General features: G+C 70.0%; 10 protein-coding genes. 7 read left to right on the forward strand and 3 right to left on the reverse strand.

Going from position 1 to position 15,927, the window contains the following annotated elements:
* Window positions 1–64 precede the first annotated feature (64 nt).
* From ACE026_RS13580 to ACE026_RS13600, 5 genes are all read left to right on the forward strand, one after another.
* Window positions 65–274: a DUF1656 domain-containing protein gene (locus tag ACE026_RS13580; RefSeq protein WP_265309823.1), complete on the forward strand. Its 210-nt coding sequence runs from the start codon at window positions 65–67 to the stop codon at window positions 272–274.
* Window positions 271–1,179: an efflux RND transporter periplasmic adaptor subunit gene (locus ACE026_RS13585; protein ID WP_486039391.1), complete on the forward strand. Its 909-nt coding sequence runs from the start codon at window positions 271–273 to the stop codon at window positions 1,177–1,179. Before ACE026_RS13580 ends, ACE026_RS13585 begins: the two co-directional genes overlap by 4 nt.
* Window positions 1,176–2,633: an efflux transporter outer membrane subunit gene (locus ACE026_RS13590; protein ID WP_486039392.1), complete on the forward strand. Its 1,458-nt coding sequence runs from the start codon at window positions 1,176–1,178 to the stop codon at window positions 2,631–2,633. Before ACE026_RS13585 ends, ACE026_RS13590 begins: the two co-directional genes overlap by 4 nt.
* A gap of 3 nt (window positions 2,634–2,636) precedes the next feature.
* Window positions 2,637–4,694, forward strand: a complete 2,058-nt coding sequence (locus ACE026_RS13595) for an FUSC family protein (RefSeq protein WP_486039393.1) — start codon at window positions 2,637–2,639, stop codon at window positions 4,692–4,694.
* Between the two features lie 85 nt (window positions 4,695–4,779).
* Window positions 4,780–5,175, forward strand: a complete 396-nt coding sequence (locus tag ACE026_RS13600; protein WP_088435243.1) for a hypothetical protein — start codon at window positions 4,780–4,782, stop codon at window positions 5,173–5,175.
* A gap of 14 nt (window positions 5,176–5,189) precedes the next feature.
* On the opposite strand, the gene recD is transcribed toward ACE026_RS13600, so the two are convergent.
* The 3 genes from recD to recC are packed head-to-tail and all read right to left on the reverse strand — an operon-like array spanning window position 5,190 to window position 14,067.
* A complete protein-coding gene (gene recD / locus ACE026_RS13605) occupies window positions 5,190–7,085 on the reverse strand; it encodes an exodeoxyribonuclease V subunit alpha (RefSeq protein WP_486039394.1) in 1,896 nt (631 codons plus the stop codon).
* The gene (recB, locus tag ACE026_RS13610) at window positions 7,082–10,723 is read right to left on the reverse strand and encodes an exodeoxyribonuclease V subunit beta (protein WP_486039395.1); all 3,642 of its coding nucleotides are present in this window, start codon (window positions 10,721–10,723) and stop codon (window positions 7,082–7,084) included. Before recB ends, recD begins: the two co-directional genes overlap by 4 nt.
* Entirely contained in the window at window positions 10,720–14,067 is a 3,348-nt protein-coding gene (gene recC, locus ACE026_RS13615; protein ID WP_486039396.1) for an exodeoxyribonuclease V subunit gamma, read from the reverse strand. Before recC ends, recB begins: the two co-directional genes overlap by 4 nt.
* A gap of 224 nt (window positions 14,068–14,291) precedes the next feature.
* Here recC and ACE026_RS13620 point away from each other — a divergent pair, with 224 nt between their 5' ends.
* On the forward strand, window positions 14,292–15,080 hold the full coding sequence (locus tag ACE026_RS13620) for an ABC transporter ATP-binding protein (RefSeq protein WP_019183992.1): 789 nt from the start codon (window positions 14,292–14,294) through the stop codon (window positions 15,078–15,080).
* Window positions 15,080–15,829, forward strand: coding sequence for an MlaE family lipid ABC transporter permease subunit (locus tag ACE026_RS13625; RefSeq protein ID WP_019183993.1), 750 nt, complete (start codon window positions 15,080–15,082; stop codon window positions 15,827–15,829). The genes ACE026_RS13620 and ACE026_RS13625 overlap by 1 nt, the downstream gene beginning before the upstream one ends.
* The last annotated feature ends 98 nt before the right edge of the window (window positions 15,830–15,927 follow it).

Below are 15,927 nucleotides of genomic sequence, written 5' to 3' on the forward strand. Positions count from 1 at the left end.
GCCCGGTGTCGTCCCTCGACGCCGGGCGATCCCCTTTCCGCTCCCCTGCGAATCCTTTGCCTCGATGTACGGTGAATTCAGTCTCTATGGTGTGTTCGTCCCGACCCTGCTCGGGCTGATGCTGCTTGCCTACCTGCTCAAGAGCGGGTTGCGCATGGTCCTGCAGCGCACCGGCGCCTACCGCCACATCTGGCACCCCGCCCTGTTCAACCTGGCCGTGTATGTGATCGTGCTCGGCGGGTTGTTTTCCCTGATGCGTTGGATGCAATCGTGAACAAGATCCTCAAGCAGACATTCCCGGTCGTGGTGACCGTCGTTGCCGTGGTGGCCGCCGTGCTGGTGCTGCGCCACCTGTGGGCGTACTACATGGACGAACCGTGGACGCGCGATGCCCACGTCAGCGCCGACGTGGTGCAGGTCGCGCCGGACGTGTCCGGGCTGGTGGAGGCGGTGAAGGTGGCCGACAACCAGCCGGTCAAGCGCGGTGAGGTGCTGTTCGTGGTGGACCGGGCACGCTATGAGATCGCGCTGGAACAGGCCCAGGCCGCCTTGGGCGAACGCCGCGCGACGCTGGACCAGCTGCGCCGCGAGATCGCGCGCGACCGCAGCCTGCAGGACCTGGTCGCTGCAGAAGATGCCGAAGTCCGCCGCGCCAAGCTGCTCGCCGCGCAGGCCTCGATGGCCACCGCGCAGGCCGCGGTCGACCTGGCCAAGCTCAATCTGGCCCGCACCGAAGTGCGCAGCCCCAGCGATGGCCACGTCAACGACCGCACCGTGCGTGCCGGTGACTATGTAACCGCCGGGCGCCCGGTGATGGCCGTGCTCGATACCGGCTCGTTCCGGGTGGACGGCTACTTCGAAGAGACCCGCCTGCAGGGCGTGCATGCCGGGCAGAAGGTCGACATCCGCCTGATGGGCGAAGCGCAGCCGCTGCAGGGCCACGTGCAGAGCATCGCCGCCGGCATCGAAGACCGGTACCGCAGCGAGGGCAGCAGCCTGCTGCCGAACGTGACCCCGGCCTTCGACTGGGTGCGGCTGGCCCAGCGCATCCCGGTGCGCATCCATATCGACCGCGTGCCGGCCGGCGTGAACCTGATCGCCGGGCGTACCGCCACGGTCACCATCCAGCCGGACACCGCCCCGGCCACGCCGGCGCAACCGGCACGGACGGCGCTGTGAACCGCCCGGCGCTGCAGCGCATCGCCCTGGGGTTGGCGTTGACCACGCTGGCCGCCTGCCGCACCGGCGGCCCGGACTATGCGGTGCCGGCCGGGTCCGCCTTCCAGCGGCCGGAGGCGAACGCCGCCTTCCTGGAGACCGGCAACCCGCAGGTCGCCGCTGGGGCCGCGCTGCCCGCGCGCTGGTGGGAGCTGTACCAGGACGACACCCTCAACGCGCTGGTGCAGCAGGCGCTGCGCGACAACGTGGAGCTCAAGGTGGCCGATGCCAACCTGCGCCGCGCCGCCGCCGTGTATGAGCAGGCGCTGGATGCCGGCGGCTTCGAGTACGAGGCCGAGGCCGGGGTGAGCCGCGCGCAGCTGTCCGCCGAATCCTTCCTGCTTGAGCACGAACTGCCGCCGATCAACCTGGCCGACGGCAAGTTCGCGGTGTCCTATCAGTTCGATCTGTTCGGCAAGCTCAAGCGCGCCTCCGAGGCCGCGCATGCCGACGAACAGGCCACCGCCGCCGCGATGGACCTGGCGCGCGTGTCGCTGGTGGCGCAGGTGGTCGGCAGCTACGTCGACATCTGCCACGCCAACCACGAGCTGCACGTGGCCGAGCACTCGCTGCAGCTGCAGCAGCGCAGCCGCGAGGTCACCCAGCGCTTGATCACGGCCGGCCGCGGCACCCCGCCGGAGCTGGCCCGCGCCAACGCCCAGGTGGCGATGCTGCAGGCCGCGCTGCCGCCGCTGCGCGCGCACCGCCAAGCCTCCGAATACCAGCTGGCCGCCCTGCTCGGCCGCACCCCGGGGCAACTGCCCGACGGCGTGAGCGACTGCAGCCAGGCCCCGACCCTGGCGCAGGCACTGCCGATCGGCGATGGCCGCGCGCTGCTGCAGCGCCGCCCGGACATCCGCCAGGCCGAGCGCAAACTGGCCGCCGCCACCGCGCGGATCGGGGTGGCCACCGCCGAGCTGTACCCGGACATCCGCCTCGGTGCCTCGGTGGGTGCCGCCGGCCTGCTGGAAGACTTCGGTACGCCGTTGACCCAGCAATGGTCGATCGGCCCACTGATTTCCTGGTCGCTGCCCTCTTCCGGCACGCATGCGCGCATCCACGCCACCGAAGCCGGCGCCGAAGCCGCGCTGGCCGAGTTCGATCACAGCGTGCTGCAGGCCCTGCGCGAAACCCAGACCGCGCTGAGCCGCTATGCCCAGGATCTGCAGCGCCTGCAGTTCCTGCAGCAGGCCCAGCAGCAGGCCGACCTGGCCGCCAGCCAGAACCGCCGCCTCTATCAGGGCGGGCGCACGCCCTACCTGGCCAGCCTGGATGCCGACCGCAGCCTGGCCAGCGCCGACGCGACCCTGGCCGAGGCCCAGGCGCAGGTCTCGCGCGACCAGATCCAGCTGTTCCTGGTGCTCGGCGGCGGCTGGAATGCCGACGCCGTCGCCACCGGCACGGCCGCGAGGTAAGCCATGCTGCTGCTGGACAGACAGGCCTGGTTGTTCTCGGTCAAGACCTTCCTGGCGGCGATCGCGGCGCTGTACATCGGCCTGGCCGGCAATCTCTCGCGGCCGTACTGGGCGATGGCCACGGTCTACATCGTGACCCAGCCGATGCTGGGCCCGACCCGCGCCAAAGGGGCCTATCGCATCGTTGGCACGTTGCTCGCCGGCGCGGCCACGCTGTGGATGGTGCCGCACCTGGTAGAGACCCCCTTGCTGCTCAGCGCGGCGATGTCGCTGTGGCTGTCGGGGTGTCTGTTCATCGCCCTGCTCAACCGTGGCCCGCGCGGCTACGCGTTCCTGCTGGCCGGGTACACCACCGCCTTCATCGGCTTCCCGGCGGTGACCTCGCCGGACACCATCTTCGACACCGTGGTGGCGCGCAGCGAAGAGATCATCCTCGGCACGGTGGTGGCGGTGCTGTTCGCCTCGCTGTTCTTCCCGGCCTCGGTGCGGCCGATGCTGCGCTCGCGGATCGGCAGCTGGATGGGCGATGCGGCCGACTGGTGCCGGCAGATCCTGACGCGCGGCCACGCGCACGGCCCGCGCAACCGGCTGGCGGCCGATCTGGTCCAGTTCGACGCGCTGATCGAATTCATGCGTCGCGATGATCCGCGCCATGCCGGCGCGGCGGTCTCGATGGAGCGACTGCGCGAGCGCATGCTGCTGATGCTGCCGGTGCTCTCCTCGATCGCCGACCGGCTGGGGGCGCTGCGCGCGGGTGGCCGTGCGCTGCCGCCCGGGCTGGAGACGCTGATCGCCGATCTGGCGCAGTGGCTGGAGCAGCCCGGCCGCTCCAGTGCCAGCGCCTACGCCACGCTGCGCGCGCGCATCGTCGCGCTCAAGCCGGCGGTGGATGGCGAGCTGGATCACCTGCTGCTGGTGACCCTGCTGCTGCGCCTGGAAGAACTGGTGGACCTCTGGCAGGACTGCACCACCCTGCATGCCGCCATCGATGCCGGCACCGCGCCGAGCGATACCGCGCACTACCGCGTGCGCACCCAGCGCGTGGATCACGTGCGCCATGTGGACTACGGCATGGCGCTGTTCTCCGCCGCCAGTGCCGGCGTCGCGCTGATGACGTACTGCGTGCTGTGGATCGGGCTCGGCTGGGAGGGCGGCGGCAATGGCGCGATGATGGCCGCGGTGGCTGCCGCGTTCTTCGCCGCGCAGGATGATCCGGCGCCAAGCATGCTGTCCTTCCTGCTCTGGGCGATCGTGGCCAGCCTGGTGGCCGGCGTGTACCTGTTCGGGATCTTCCCGGCCGTGCACGACTTCGGCAGCCTGGTGCTGGTGCTGGCGGTGATCTTCCTGCCGCTGGGCCTGCTGCTGCATCGGCCCAAGACGGCATTGATCGGCCTGCCGCTCACGGTGAATCTGGTCGCGCTGTTGAACGTGCAGAACACCTACAGCGCCAACATCCAGAGCTTCATCAATTCGGCTGTGGCGATGTTCATCGGCATTGGCTTTGCGGTGGTGATGACGCGGCTGTTCCGCTCGGTGGGTGCTGAGTGGACCGCACGCCGGCTGGTGCGCCAGGGGTGGAACACGCTGGCCGATGCGGCCGAGGGCCGTGGCCAGCAGGACCGCCAGCAGTTCGCCGCGCGCATGCTTGATCTGCTCGGCCTGCTGGCACCGCGCCTGGCGGCCACCCCGGAAGGCAGCGATATCGCCTCGGTGGACATGCTCACCGAAGCGCGGATCGGCCTGAACATCCTGCAGCTGCGCCGCTCGCGGCACGGCCTGCCGGCGCCCAGCGTGGCCGCGATCGACGCGATATTGGACGAGGTAGCAGCGCATTACCGCGCGCAGGCGGCGCGTCGGCGTCCCCTGCCCGCCCCCACCGGGCTGCAGACCCGGCTGGACGCCTCGCTCAAGCGTGTGCAGACCGTGACGGCCGGCAAGGCCCGCGATGAGGCGCTGATGGGTCTGATCGGGCTGCGCTATGCCCTGTTCCCCGAGGCGACGGTGGTCGATACCCCTGCCGAGACCCCCGCAGCGGCACCCGGCCTGCCCGCGCCGCGCTGAACCGGCCTGGCCGCAGACCGGCCGGCCCACACCGATCAGGGCTATCCTGACGCATGCATTTGCGCATGGATCAAGGTGATTTCCGATGAGTTACGACCTGATGGTGTTCGACCCCGCCGTCGCCCCGCGCGAGGCCGAGGCCTTCCTGCAGTGGTATGACGCGCAGACCGAATGGAACGAGACGCACGACTACGACGACCCGAAGGTGTCGGTGCCGGCGCTTCAGGCGTTCTTCGCCGCGCTCGCCGAGCACTACCCTCCGATGGACGGTCCGCTGTCCGATGAGGAAGATGACCGCCCGGAAGTGACCGACTACAGCATCGGCCAGCACGTGGTCTATGCCTCGTTCGATGACGAGGTGGCCGAGAACGCGCACGGCCTGGTGCAGGTGCTGGCCAACACCCACCAGCTGGGCTTCTTCGATGTCAGCGGTGACGGCGCCATCGTGTTCCCCGATGGCACCGTGGTGATTCCGGAGTAAAACCGGACGCAGGGCTAGAACAACTGCCCCTGGGCCGGCGCCGTCACGACGGCGTCGGCTACTGCGTCTCCCTGGCCGCCCTGCAGGCGCGCCGCCAGGCCCGACAAACGGCTGGCATGCCGCGCCAACGCGGCCTCCAACACTTCCGCACTGCCCAGCACATGCAGCGACTGCCGCGCACGGGTCATACCCGTGTAGATCAGCTCGCGCGACAGCACGCGGTTGTCGCGTCGCGGCAGCTGCAGCCAGACCTCATCGAACTCCGAGCCCTGTGCCTTGTGCACGGTCATCGCGAACGCACTCTCATGTGCGGGCAACGCACCCGGGTGGAAGCCGCGCGGCTGATCCGGCGTCTCGCCGGGGAACCATGCCGTGACGCTGCCGTGCCGATCAATCAGGCAGATGCCGATGTCGCCGTTGAACAGGCGGTGCCGGTAGCTGTTTTCAGTGATCAGCAGCAGCCGACCGTGGAAATAACCCGGCGCCATGCCCGGCCGCGGCACACCGGCCAGCAGTGCTTCGATGCGCGCATTGAGCCCGCGCGCCCCCTGTGGGCCTTCGCGCACGGCGGTAAGCAGGCGGATGCGGCCGGCATTGGCCAGCGCCTGACCCGGATCGGCGGCTTCGCCGAGGCCACGCCAATGCCCGAGCAGGTGCTCGCGATGATGCTGCAGCGGGTCGCTCTGGTCCTCGTGGAAGTGCACACCGGCCAGCGTGCCCACGCGTAGCAGGGCAAGTGCGGTGGCACTGTTGCCCTCGCGCACGGCATGCGCCAGCGGCGCCAGATCGAGCGCGTCGGTCTGCCGGTAGCCGCGCTGCAGCTGCACGCGCCGGCCCGCGAACCGGCGTGACGGTGCCAGCGGTTGCAGCGCGTCGGGCGCGAGCAGCGCGCGTAATGCCTGCGCGTCGTCGGCCTGCGTGCCCAGGCCATCGCCACTGGCACGCAGGATCGCACTGAGCACATCGCCGGCTTCCACCGAGGGCAGCTGATCCGGATCGCCGAGCAGCACCAGCCGGCTGCCATCGGCGACCGCCTCGACCAGCTTGGTCATCAACGGCAGATCGATCATCGAGGCCTCGTCCACCACCACCACGTCATACGGCAGCGGGTTGTCGGCGTGATGGCGGAAGCGCGGCGAATCCGGGATTACCCCGAGCAGGCGATGCAGGGTGGTGCCGGTGCTCGGCATCGCATCGCACAGGGCCGGCGCGATGCCGACCAGCCGCAGCCGCTGCACGGCCAGGCGCAGGCTCTCGGCCATGCGTTCGGCGGCACGGCCGGTCGGCGCGGCCAGCGCGACCCGTGGCAATGCCTGGTCCGCCTGCACCGCCTGCGCGGCCAGCAGTACCAGCAGCCGCGCGATGGTGGTGGTCTTGCCGGTGCCGGGGCCGCCGGTCACCAGCACCAGCGGATGGCGCAGGGCGACGGCCGCGGCGCGGGCCTGATGATCCATCCCTTCGCGCGCCTGCGGGAACAACTGGCCAAACAGGGTGGCCAGGCGGCCGGGATCGGCCTCGGCCAGCGGATGCGTGGCGATCCGTTGCAGGCCCGCAGCAAGCCGCCGCTCGTACTCGCGGTAGCGGCGCAGATAGAGCAGCCCGTTCTCCAACACCAGCGGTGCATCGCCGGCGACCACGTCATCTGCATCCGGCACCTCCACCCACGGCGAGGTGCGCAGCTGCGCCAGCCAACCCTCGGGCGCGGGCCACTCGATCTCGGCATCGATCAGCCGCTGCGGCTGGCTCGGATCCAGGCCGGCATGGCCTTCCGAGACCGCCAGCGAGGCCAGTGCAGCACCGAGCAGCACCGGCTCGGGCGTGTCCGGGCGCAGCCGGCGCAGGCTCTGCGCCAGTGCGTGATCGAGTGTGCGCAGCGCGTTGCCGCGGTACAGCGTGGTGAGCAGGCTCATGCGTCCCCCCGTGCGCGGGCGGCCATGCGGGCCTGGGCGTGTTCGCCGCCGGCGAACAGGGCATCCAGTGCGTCGACCAGAGTCGGATCGAAGCGATGCGCATACAGGCCCGGACTGTCGTCGCGGCGAGCATCCAGGCCGCGGCAGAACAGGTAGCGGATGCCGCCCATGTCGCGCGTGTAGTCGTACTGCGCGCCCAGCCGGAAGCGCAGCCAGCGGTGCAGCGCCACGGTGTAGATCAGCGCCTGCAGGTCGTACTCGCTGTGCTGCATGGCACTCGTCAGCCGGGCCGCGTCGTAGCCAGGCAGGCGATTGGATTTGTAGTCGAGCACGTACCAGCGGTCCGCACGCACGTAGGTGAGATCGATCTTGCCGGTCATCAGGCCCTCCAGCCGCCGGCGGGTGCCGAAGCCATGGCGGTCACGCACCAGTCCGTGCGCGTGCAGCAGGCTCAGCAGCGCTGGAACGGCGGTGGGCTGCATCGCGAAGTGGAACTCGATCTCGGCACGGCGTGCATCGGCCGGCAGGTCGTGCAGTGCGCCGCCTTCCGGCAAGGGCACGGTCAGGGTCTGGCCGACCAGCGCGGTCAACATGGCCACGCCATCGTCCAGATCTTCCTCGGCATAGCCTTCCGCGCGCAGCGAAGCACGCAGAACCCCGGCTTCCTCGCCGGGTGCCAGCTGCCCGGCCTGCCAGCCGCCCCACAGCGCGAAATCGGTGTTCTCCAGCGCATCGTGCAGCACATTGCCGAAGCGGCTGCCCATGAAACGCGGGTCGCTCTCGTCGCTGGCCACGGCCGGTTGCTCGGCGTCCAGGGTGAGGTCCACGCCGGCCGGTTCGTCGGCCGCGGGGGCCGGCACTTCGGTCGCGGCGGCATCGGTGTCGTGGCCCGCATCGGCATGCGCCAGCTGGGTGAAGCTGTACACCCACCAATCGTGCGGCACGCGGCGGGTGAGCGCGCGTACCGGCGGCAGCTCGCCCTCGCGTTCGAAGGCGAGCTGTGCCGGCCGGATCTCCACCGGGCCTTCGATAACAGCGATATCCGGGTGGTCACGCAGGGCGCCCATGTTCGACAGCATCGGTGCCAGGCGGGTCTTCGCCAGGCCGGCGAGCTCACCGGCGGCGATCCACAGCGCGTGCTCGGCGCGGGTCAACCCGACATAGAGCAGACGCGCATCTTCGGCCTCCTGTTCCTGCGCGCTGCGCGTGCTGGCTGCGCTCCAGCTGTCGTCCTTGTCCAGTTTCCAATGCAGCTCGCGGCGGCCGTTGGCGTACACCGTGCAGTTGGCCTCGGTGTTCGGCGCGCCACCCCCGATGCCCACGAACGGCAGAAACACCAGCGGATACTCCAGGCCCTTGCTCTTGTGCAGGGTGATGATCTGCACGCGGCGCGCATCCGATTCCAGGCGCAGCAGCTGCTGTTCGTCGTTCTGGTCTGCATGCGCCATCTGCACCTGCAGCCAGTCGAGCAGGCCGTGCATGCCCAGCGTCTGGCCGGCCGCCTGCTGCAGCAGCTCGCCCAGCTGCAGGTAGTTGGTCAAGCGACGCTCGCCATCCAGCAGGCCGAGCAGACGCTCGGCGTGCTCGGCACAGAGATCGGCGATCACCGCGAACGGGCCGCCGCGCTGCCAGCGCTCACGCCATTCCAGCAGCCGCACCTGGAACGAGCGTTGTGCATCCCCTTCGCGCTCCAGCGCATCGATCGCCTCGGCATCTTCGCCAAGCAGCACGGTCGACAGCGCCGCGCGCAGCCGTCCTTCATCGGCCGGCTGCAGCAACGCCAGCAACAGCAGGCGCAGGTCGTGCGCTTCGGGCGTGGCATACAGGCTCTGCTTGCCTGCAGCGACGGCGGGAATACCTACCGCACCGAGCGCCTGCTGGATGCGCGTGGCCTCCTTGTGCGAGCGCACCAGCACCGCGATGTCGCCGGGTTGTACCGGCAGGTCGCGCAGCAGCGCGCGCCCTTGCCGGGCCTCGCTGAGGATCTGATGGATCGCGGCCACGCAGGCGTCGCTGGCCTGCTGGCGCGAGGGATCGGCCTTGAGATCACCGGCCTCGGTGTTGTGCAGCACGCGCACGGTCAGGCCGGGTGCGGGAATCCCGTCGCGCAGAAAATCCGCATCCACGCGGGTGCTGCCGGGGTGCACCGGCTCGAAGGCGATGTCGGCTTCGAGGAAGGCGCGTTCGCCGGCATTGGCGTACAGCGCTTCGATCGCGTGCAGCACCGCCGGACGCGAGCGGAAGTTGCGGTCCAGCGCGGGCGCGGCATCGGCCTGGCGCTTGGCCTTGAGGTAGGTGTGGATATCGCCGCCGCGGAAACCGTAGATCGCCTGCTTCGGATCGCCGATCAGGAACAGCGCCGGTGTCAGGCCGGCCTCGCGGGTTTCCTGTGAATCGCCGAACACGCGCTGGAAGATGCCCCACTGGCGGTCGTCGGTATCCTGGAACTCGTCCACCAGCGCGATCGCGTACTGCGCGCGCAGCTGCTGCACCAGGGTGGCGCGGTGCGGGCCGTCGAGTGCATCGGCGACACCGTCGATCAGGTCATCGTAGGTCTGCACGCGTCCGATCCGCTTGAGCTCGGCCAGGCGCGCACGCGCTTCATCGCGCAGGTCATGCAGGAACGCGGTGGCCTGCTGGCGCAGCCACTGCTCGCGCGCGTCGGCGGCGTGCCACCAGCGTTGCAGTGCATCGAACAGCGGCGAGACCGGGCACTGGCCGTCCATGCCGTCCTTGCAGAAGGCCAGCAGCTGCACCGGCAGCAGCTTGCCCAGGTGGCTCTTGTCGCCGCGCGGCCAGTGCTGCGCGCTGCGGCCGGCCAACAGCTCGCCGAAGGCCTTGTCGAAGCTGGGCCGTTTGGCACGGCGACCGTCGAAGATCTTGCGATCGAAGGCGACGGCGATCTGCGCCTGCGCGTCTTCGGCGTGGGTTTCGATCGCCTCGGCCAGCGCGGCCGCGGCGAGCCGCAGCTGCGGCGCGGGGTCGTCGAAGGTGTGGGTCGGCCGCGCTGGGAGCAACGGCAACGGCTTGATCAGCGTGGTGAGATCGCCGGCCAGCGCCTCGGGCGAGGACCACAGCCAGGTCAGCGCATCGACCGTGGCCGCGTCGTTGGCATGCACGCGCCACAGGTCGGCGGCGAGTTCCTCGTGCAGCGCGCGTTCGCTCGGCAGCAGGGTCGGCGGATCGAAGGTGTGTCCGCTCTCCAGGGCATGCTCACGCAGCACGCGGGTGCAGAAGCCATGGATGGTGAAGATCGAGGCGAGATCGATTTCGTCGGCCGCGGTCTGCAGCCGGCGCGCCAGCGCGGCCGGCGTTTCTTCGCCGAGGGCGAGCTGGCGGTGCAGGATCGCCCGGGTCAGGACGACCTCCGGGCTGTCCTGTTCGCTCGGCGCGCGCTCGACCAGCTGTGCGGCCAATGCAAGGCGCTCGCGGATGCGCTTGCGCAGTTCCTGCGTCGCGGCATCGGTGAAGGTGACCGCCAGGATCTGGCCGATGCGCCAGCCCTTCTCCACCACCAGCCGGGTGAACAGCGTGGCCAGGGTGAAGGTCTTGCCGGTACCGGCGCTGGCCTCGATCAGGCGCACGCCCTCCAGCGGCAGCGCCAGATAGGGATCGTTGAGCAGGTCGTGGTCGATCATCGCAGGGCTCCTTGCTCGTCAAAGCCCGGGAACACCCGGCCCTCGCGCACCGCGGTGAACACCACGAAGCTGTTGTGCAGCAATTGTCGGTAGCTGTCCGCGGTGGCGAACGGATCATGGCCACGCAGCGCGAGCTGGTAGCCGGCGCCGGTGGATTCGCCCCAGGTGCGGTCGCTGCCATGCCACTTGGCGCGGCCCTCGGCTTCGCGCTTGGCCTCGGCGGCGGTGTACAGCACCCAGCCGGTGGACGGGCCGTACAACAGCGGCGCGCGCAGCCCTTCGCTGCGCAGCTGCAGCAGGCGCCGCAGCACCTCGTGCGCACGTTCGGCCTGCAGCGGCGGCAGCGTGTGCGGGCCCAGCCCGTCATCGCCCGCGTCGTGGAACTGGACCAGCGGCTGTGGGTCGCCGGCGGCGTTGGCGAGCAGCCAGTCCAGACCCTGGCGGATCGCGGCACGGCCATTGAGCGGGCCCGGGCGCAGATGCACCAGGCCATGCGGATGCAGGCCCTCGACACGGCCGTGCAGACGCACCCCGTCGATATCCACTTCGTAGCGGCGGCTGCCGGCCGCAGTACCGGCCTGCCATTGCGCCAGCGCCTGTGCGTAGGGTTCGGTCTGCGCCTGCAGCAGCGCGAACTGACGCTCGCCCAGTGCACCGGAGGGCAGCAGCGCACGCGCGCGCAGCCGGGGGTACAGCGGCGCGGCATCCTCGTCGAGGGTGGCCTCGATCACCGCCTGCTGCAGCAGTACGGTATCGCCACCGCGCGCCGCCATCACCAGCGGCTCCACATCCTCGGCGTTGTCCACGTCGTCGGGCAGGCGCAGGCCGAGCCGTTGCGAGAGGAACTGGCTGGCCGGATCGGTGAGGAAGCGACGCAGCGCATCCACGCTCAGTTCGGCCTCGCCCACCACGCTCTCCATCGGCGGCAGTGGCCGTGCGAACCAGGGCGCCAGCGCGCGCCGTGCGCCGCCAAGCGAGCCGGCGGCCGGGTGCCATTGCTGGCGGTAGCTGAAACGTCGCGGTTCCTCACCCCCACCGAATGCCGCCGGGGCGAACGGCTGCAGCGAGTGCCGCACCGTCATCCGCTTGGCGGCCGCGGGCGGATCCAGGTGGTACTCGGCAGCGGCATCGATCAGCTCGCTGACCAGCACTGACGGTTCACGTACGCTGCCATCGCGCGGATCGGCGCCCAGGTAGCTCAGGTAGAACACGTCCTGCGCCGAGGCGAACAGCTGCAGGAACAGGAAGCGGTCGTCCTCGCGCAGCGATCGGTCGCCATGCCGGCGCTTGTCGGTGCCCAGTTCGGCGGTGAGCTGGTTGAGCCCGGCAGCCGGGTCGCGGCGCGGGAAATCGCCATCGTTCAGGCCCAGCACGCAGATCACCCGGAACGGCAGCAGGCGCATCGGCACCATCCGCCCGAAGCTGACGCCGCCGGTCAGCAGCGGCGCACGTGTATCGGCCTGCGCAAGCACGCCGGCGAAATGCGCGCGCAGCACTTCCGGCGGCACGTCGCCCTCAAAGCCGGCGGTATTCGCATCACGGGCGAACTCGTTGATCAGTTTGCGCAGCCGCTCCAGCGCGCGCTGGCTGTTGGCGGCCTGCGGCGGCTCCGGCAGCAGCGCATCGAGCAGCGCCAGCAGACGCTGCCGCCACTGGCCAGGCGACATCGCCTCTCCCAACGCCTTCTGGTAGCGCGCCAGCACCCGCAGCAGGCCGAGCAGGCGATCCAGCGCATCCAGCGCGCTGGCTTCCAGCTCCGGCCACGGCGCGACCCCGGCGATATCGCCGTCGCTGCCGCTGGCATGGCCGAGCAGCAGGCGATCGAGTGCGAACTGCCAGGTGAAGGCATCATCGACCGGGGCCTGGTGCTGGCCGCGATGGGTGGCATCCAGCCCCCAGCGCGCGCCGGCGGCCTGCAGCCAGTCGTGCAGGCGGTCGAACGCCGCCGCATCCAGACCGGCCGCTTCGGCCAGCGGCGCGCTGGCGAGCAGATCCAGCACTTCGTTCAAGCCGAAGCGCGAGACCGGCAACCCGAGCAGGTGCACGAACACATCGGCCAGTGGTTCACCCGCCAGCGGGCTGGTGTCGGCCAGCGCATAGGGAATGTGGTCATCGCCGCCGCCGCGCCCGCCGAACACCGCTTCCAGGTAGGGCACGTAGGGATCGATGTCCGGCGCCAGCACCGCGATCTCGCGCGCCTGCAACGGCGGATCGAAGCGCGGGTCCTGGAGCAGGCCGCGCAGCTGGTCGTGCAGCACCTGCAGTTCGCGCAGCCGGGTATGGCAGGCATGCACCTGCAGGCTGGGGTCGTCGTAGCGCAGCGCCTCGCGCAGAGGGCCGGCGGGCTGCCCGCGGCGGTGGAACAGGTCGCGCTGCAGGCAATGCAGCAGGCTGTCGGACAGGCCGCCGGCATCCATGTCCGGGCGCGCGTCCTCTTCGGGATCGTCGTAGGCGGCGATCTCACCGGAGGGGTGCACGACCTCGTAGCTGCCCAGCACCGCCATGAAGTCGCGGCCCGCCGCGCCCCAGGCCTGCAGCAGGCGGTTCTCGCCGGCCGCCTCGCCGAACGGATCGGGCGCGCCACTGCGCAGCTTCTCGCCCAGGGTCTGCAGATCGCCCCAGTAGGCCTGGGTGGGCGTGGGCAGATAGAAGTGCATCGTGCCGACCCGCGCCTGGGTGGCCATCACCCGCAGCACGTCCGGGGATATGTTGAGCGTGGCGAAGGCGAACACCCGCGCCGGCAGGCCCTGCGGCAGCGGTTGGCCAGCACCCTCGAAACGGGCGAGATAGGCATCGATGCGGCGCGCACGGTACTGCTTGCCGCTGGCGATATGCCGCCACAGGATCGCCTGCGGGTCGTTCGGTGCCGCGCCGGCCTCCCAACGCAGCAGCCAATCGCGACGCCAGGCCTGGTACTTCTCAAACACCGAGGCCAGCTCGGCGGCCAGCGCCCACGGCTTGAGCGGATCAGCCGCGGACAGATAGGCCTGCAGGGCCACCATCGGCGGTTGCGCCATCAGCACCGGGTCACGCAGCGCGGCGTACAGCCCCCAGCGCAGGCCCTCGGCATTGAGATCGTCATGTTCGCCGGGCACGTTGGCATTGAGGGCGCGGGCGACCAGCTCACCGGGGGTGAGGAACTCCAGATTGGCGGCGATGCCATACTCGGCCGCCAGGGTCGATTGCAGCCAGCGGCGCATCGCCACCTGCGGGATCAGGACCACCTCCGGCACCAGGATCGATTGGCCCGGCACGGGCGTGCGCAGCGTCGTGGCCAGCAGGGCGGCCAGCACATCGAGCGAGTTGGAGTGGTACAGGCGGAAGTCTGAAGCGGCGTCGGTCATCGCAGGAGTGTGCCGCAGCCCGCGCACGAACGCAGCGCTGAGGGGTGTCCGGACGTGGAAAAGGCCGTGGCCGATACCGGCCCGACACGCTGTGTTGCAGGCCACGGCATGGCCGTCGGGGCGCTGCCCCCACCTGCCCGTGCGACAATACTGCACGGTGCAGTTCGGTTATGTTCAGCCGTTCACCATGATCTTACAACGTTGGAATTTTGTTAATGGCGCTCATGACGGTTTCCGAAGAGAGTCTGGTGCAGTTGTCCAACGTCCGCATCGACCGCGGCGGACGTACGATCCTGCGCGACGTTTCGCTGACCGTTCCGCGCGGCAGCATCACGGCCGTGCTCGGCCCATCGGGCAGTGGCAAGTCCACCCTGCTGGCCGCGCTGACCGGTGAGCTGCGGCCGGTTGCCGGCGAGGTCACCCTGTTCGGCCAGCCCATCCCGACCGGCGCACGCGCGCTGTTGGAGATGCGCAAGAGCGTGGGCGTGCTGCTGCAGGGCAATGGCCTGCTGACCGACCTGACCGTGGCCGAGAATGTGGCGCTGCCGCTGCGTACCCACACCCGCCTGCCCAAGCCCGTGTTGCGCCGCCTGGTGCAGATGAAGCTGCACGCGGTCGGCCTGCTGGCCGCGGCCGATGCCTGGCCCCGCGAGCTGTCCGGCGGCATGGCGCGCCGTGTGGCCCTGGCCCGCGCGCTGGCACTGGACCCGCCGCTGATGATCTACGACGAGCCGCTGACCGGGCTGGACCCGATTGCCTCGGGCGTGATCATGAGCCTGATCCAGCGCCTCAACCACAGCCTGGGGCTGACCAGCATCATCGTCAGCCACCACGTGCACGAGACCCTGCCGATCTGCGACCAGGTGATCGCGATCGCCAACGGCGGCATCGTGTTCCAGGGCAGCCCGGCCGCGCTCGAATCCAGCCAGGACCCGCTGCTGCGGCAGTTCCTGCATGGTGAGCCGGACGGCCCGATCCCCTTCGATGCCGCACCGCGTGCGAGGGTTGCCTGATGCCGTTCGTTGACGCCACCCGTTCGCTAGGTCGCGCCGGCCTGTTCTCGCTGACGGTGCTGCGCGGCTCGCTGCCGACCGCCGATTTCCTGGCCGAGCTGACCCGCGAGATCTACAAGATCGGCGCACGTTCGCTGCCGATCATCGCCGTGGGCGGTGCCTTCGTGGGCCTGGTGCTGACCCTGCAGGGTTACCGCACGCTGACCACCTTCGGTGCTGCGGACGCCTTGTCCACCCTGCTCGGCCTGTCGCTGTACCGCGAACTGGCCCCGGTGCTGACCGCGCTGCTGTTCATCGGCCGCGCCGGCAGCTCGATCGCCGCCGAACTGGGCCTGATGCGGGCCACCGATCAGATCAAGGCCCTGGAGCTGATGGCGATCGACCCGGTCGCCAAGGTCGTTGCCCCGCGCTTCTGGGCGGCGGTACTGACCGTGCCGCTGCTGACCGGCATCTTCTGTTCACTGGCGATCAGTGCCAGCTACTTCGAGGCCGTGCACGTGCTCGGCCTGGACAATGGCGTGTTCTGGTCGGCGCTGAGCAACAGCGTGGACTTCTGGGACGACTTCGGCGTGGCGATGCTGAAGTCGGCGATCTTCGGCGGCACGGCGGCCCTGGTGGCCTCCTACGTCGGTTTCCATGCCGAACCCACCATCGAAGGCACCTCGGTCGCCACCACGCGTGCGGTGGTCAACGCCTCGCTGCTGGTGCTGGTCTTCAACTTCGTGCTGTCCGCCATGATGTTCCAGTAGGTACCGACCGTGGGTCGGTACGGCCGTTGTCCCTGGCCAGTACCCCGCTTGAGTACGCAAAGACTTCCCGCCCGGACACCTGTCCAGGCACCTGACAA

It is taken from the genome of Stenotrophomonas sp. AGC87, from assembly GCF_057333975.1.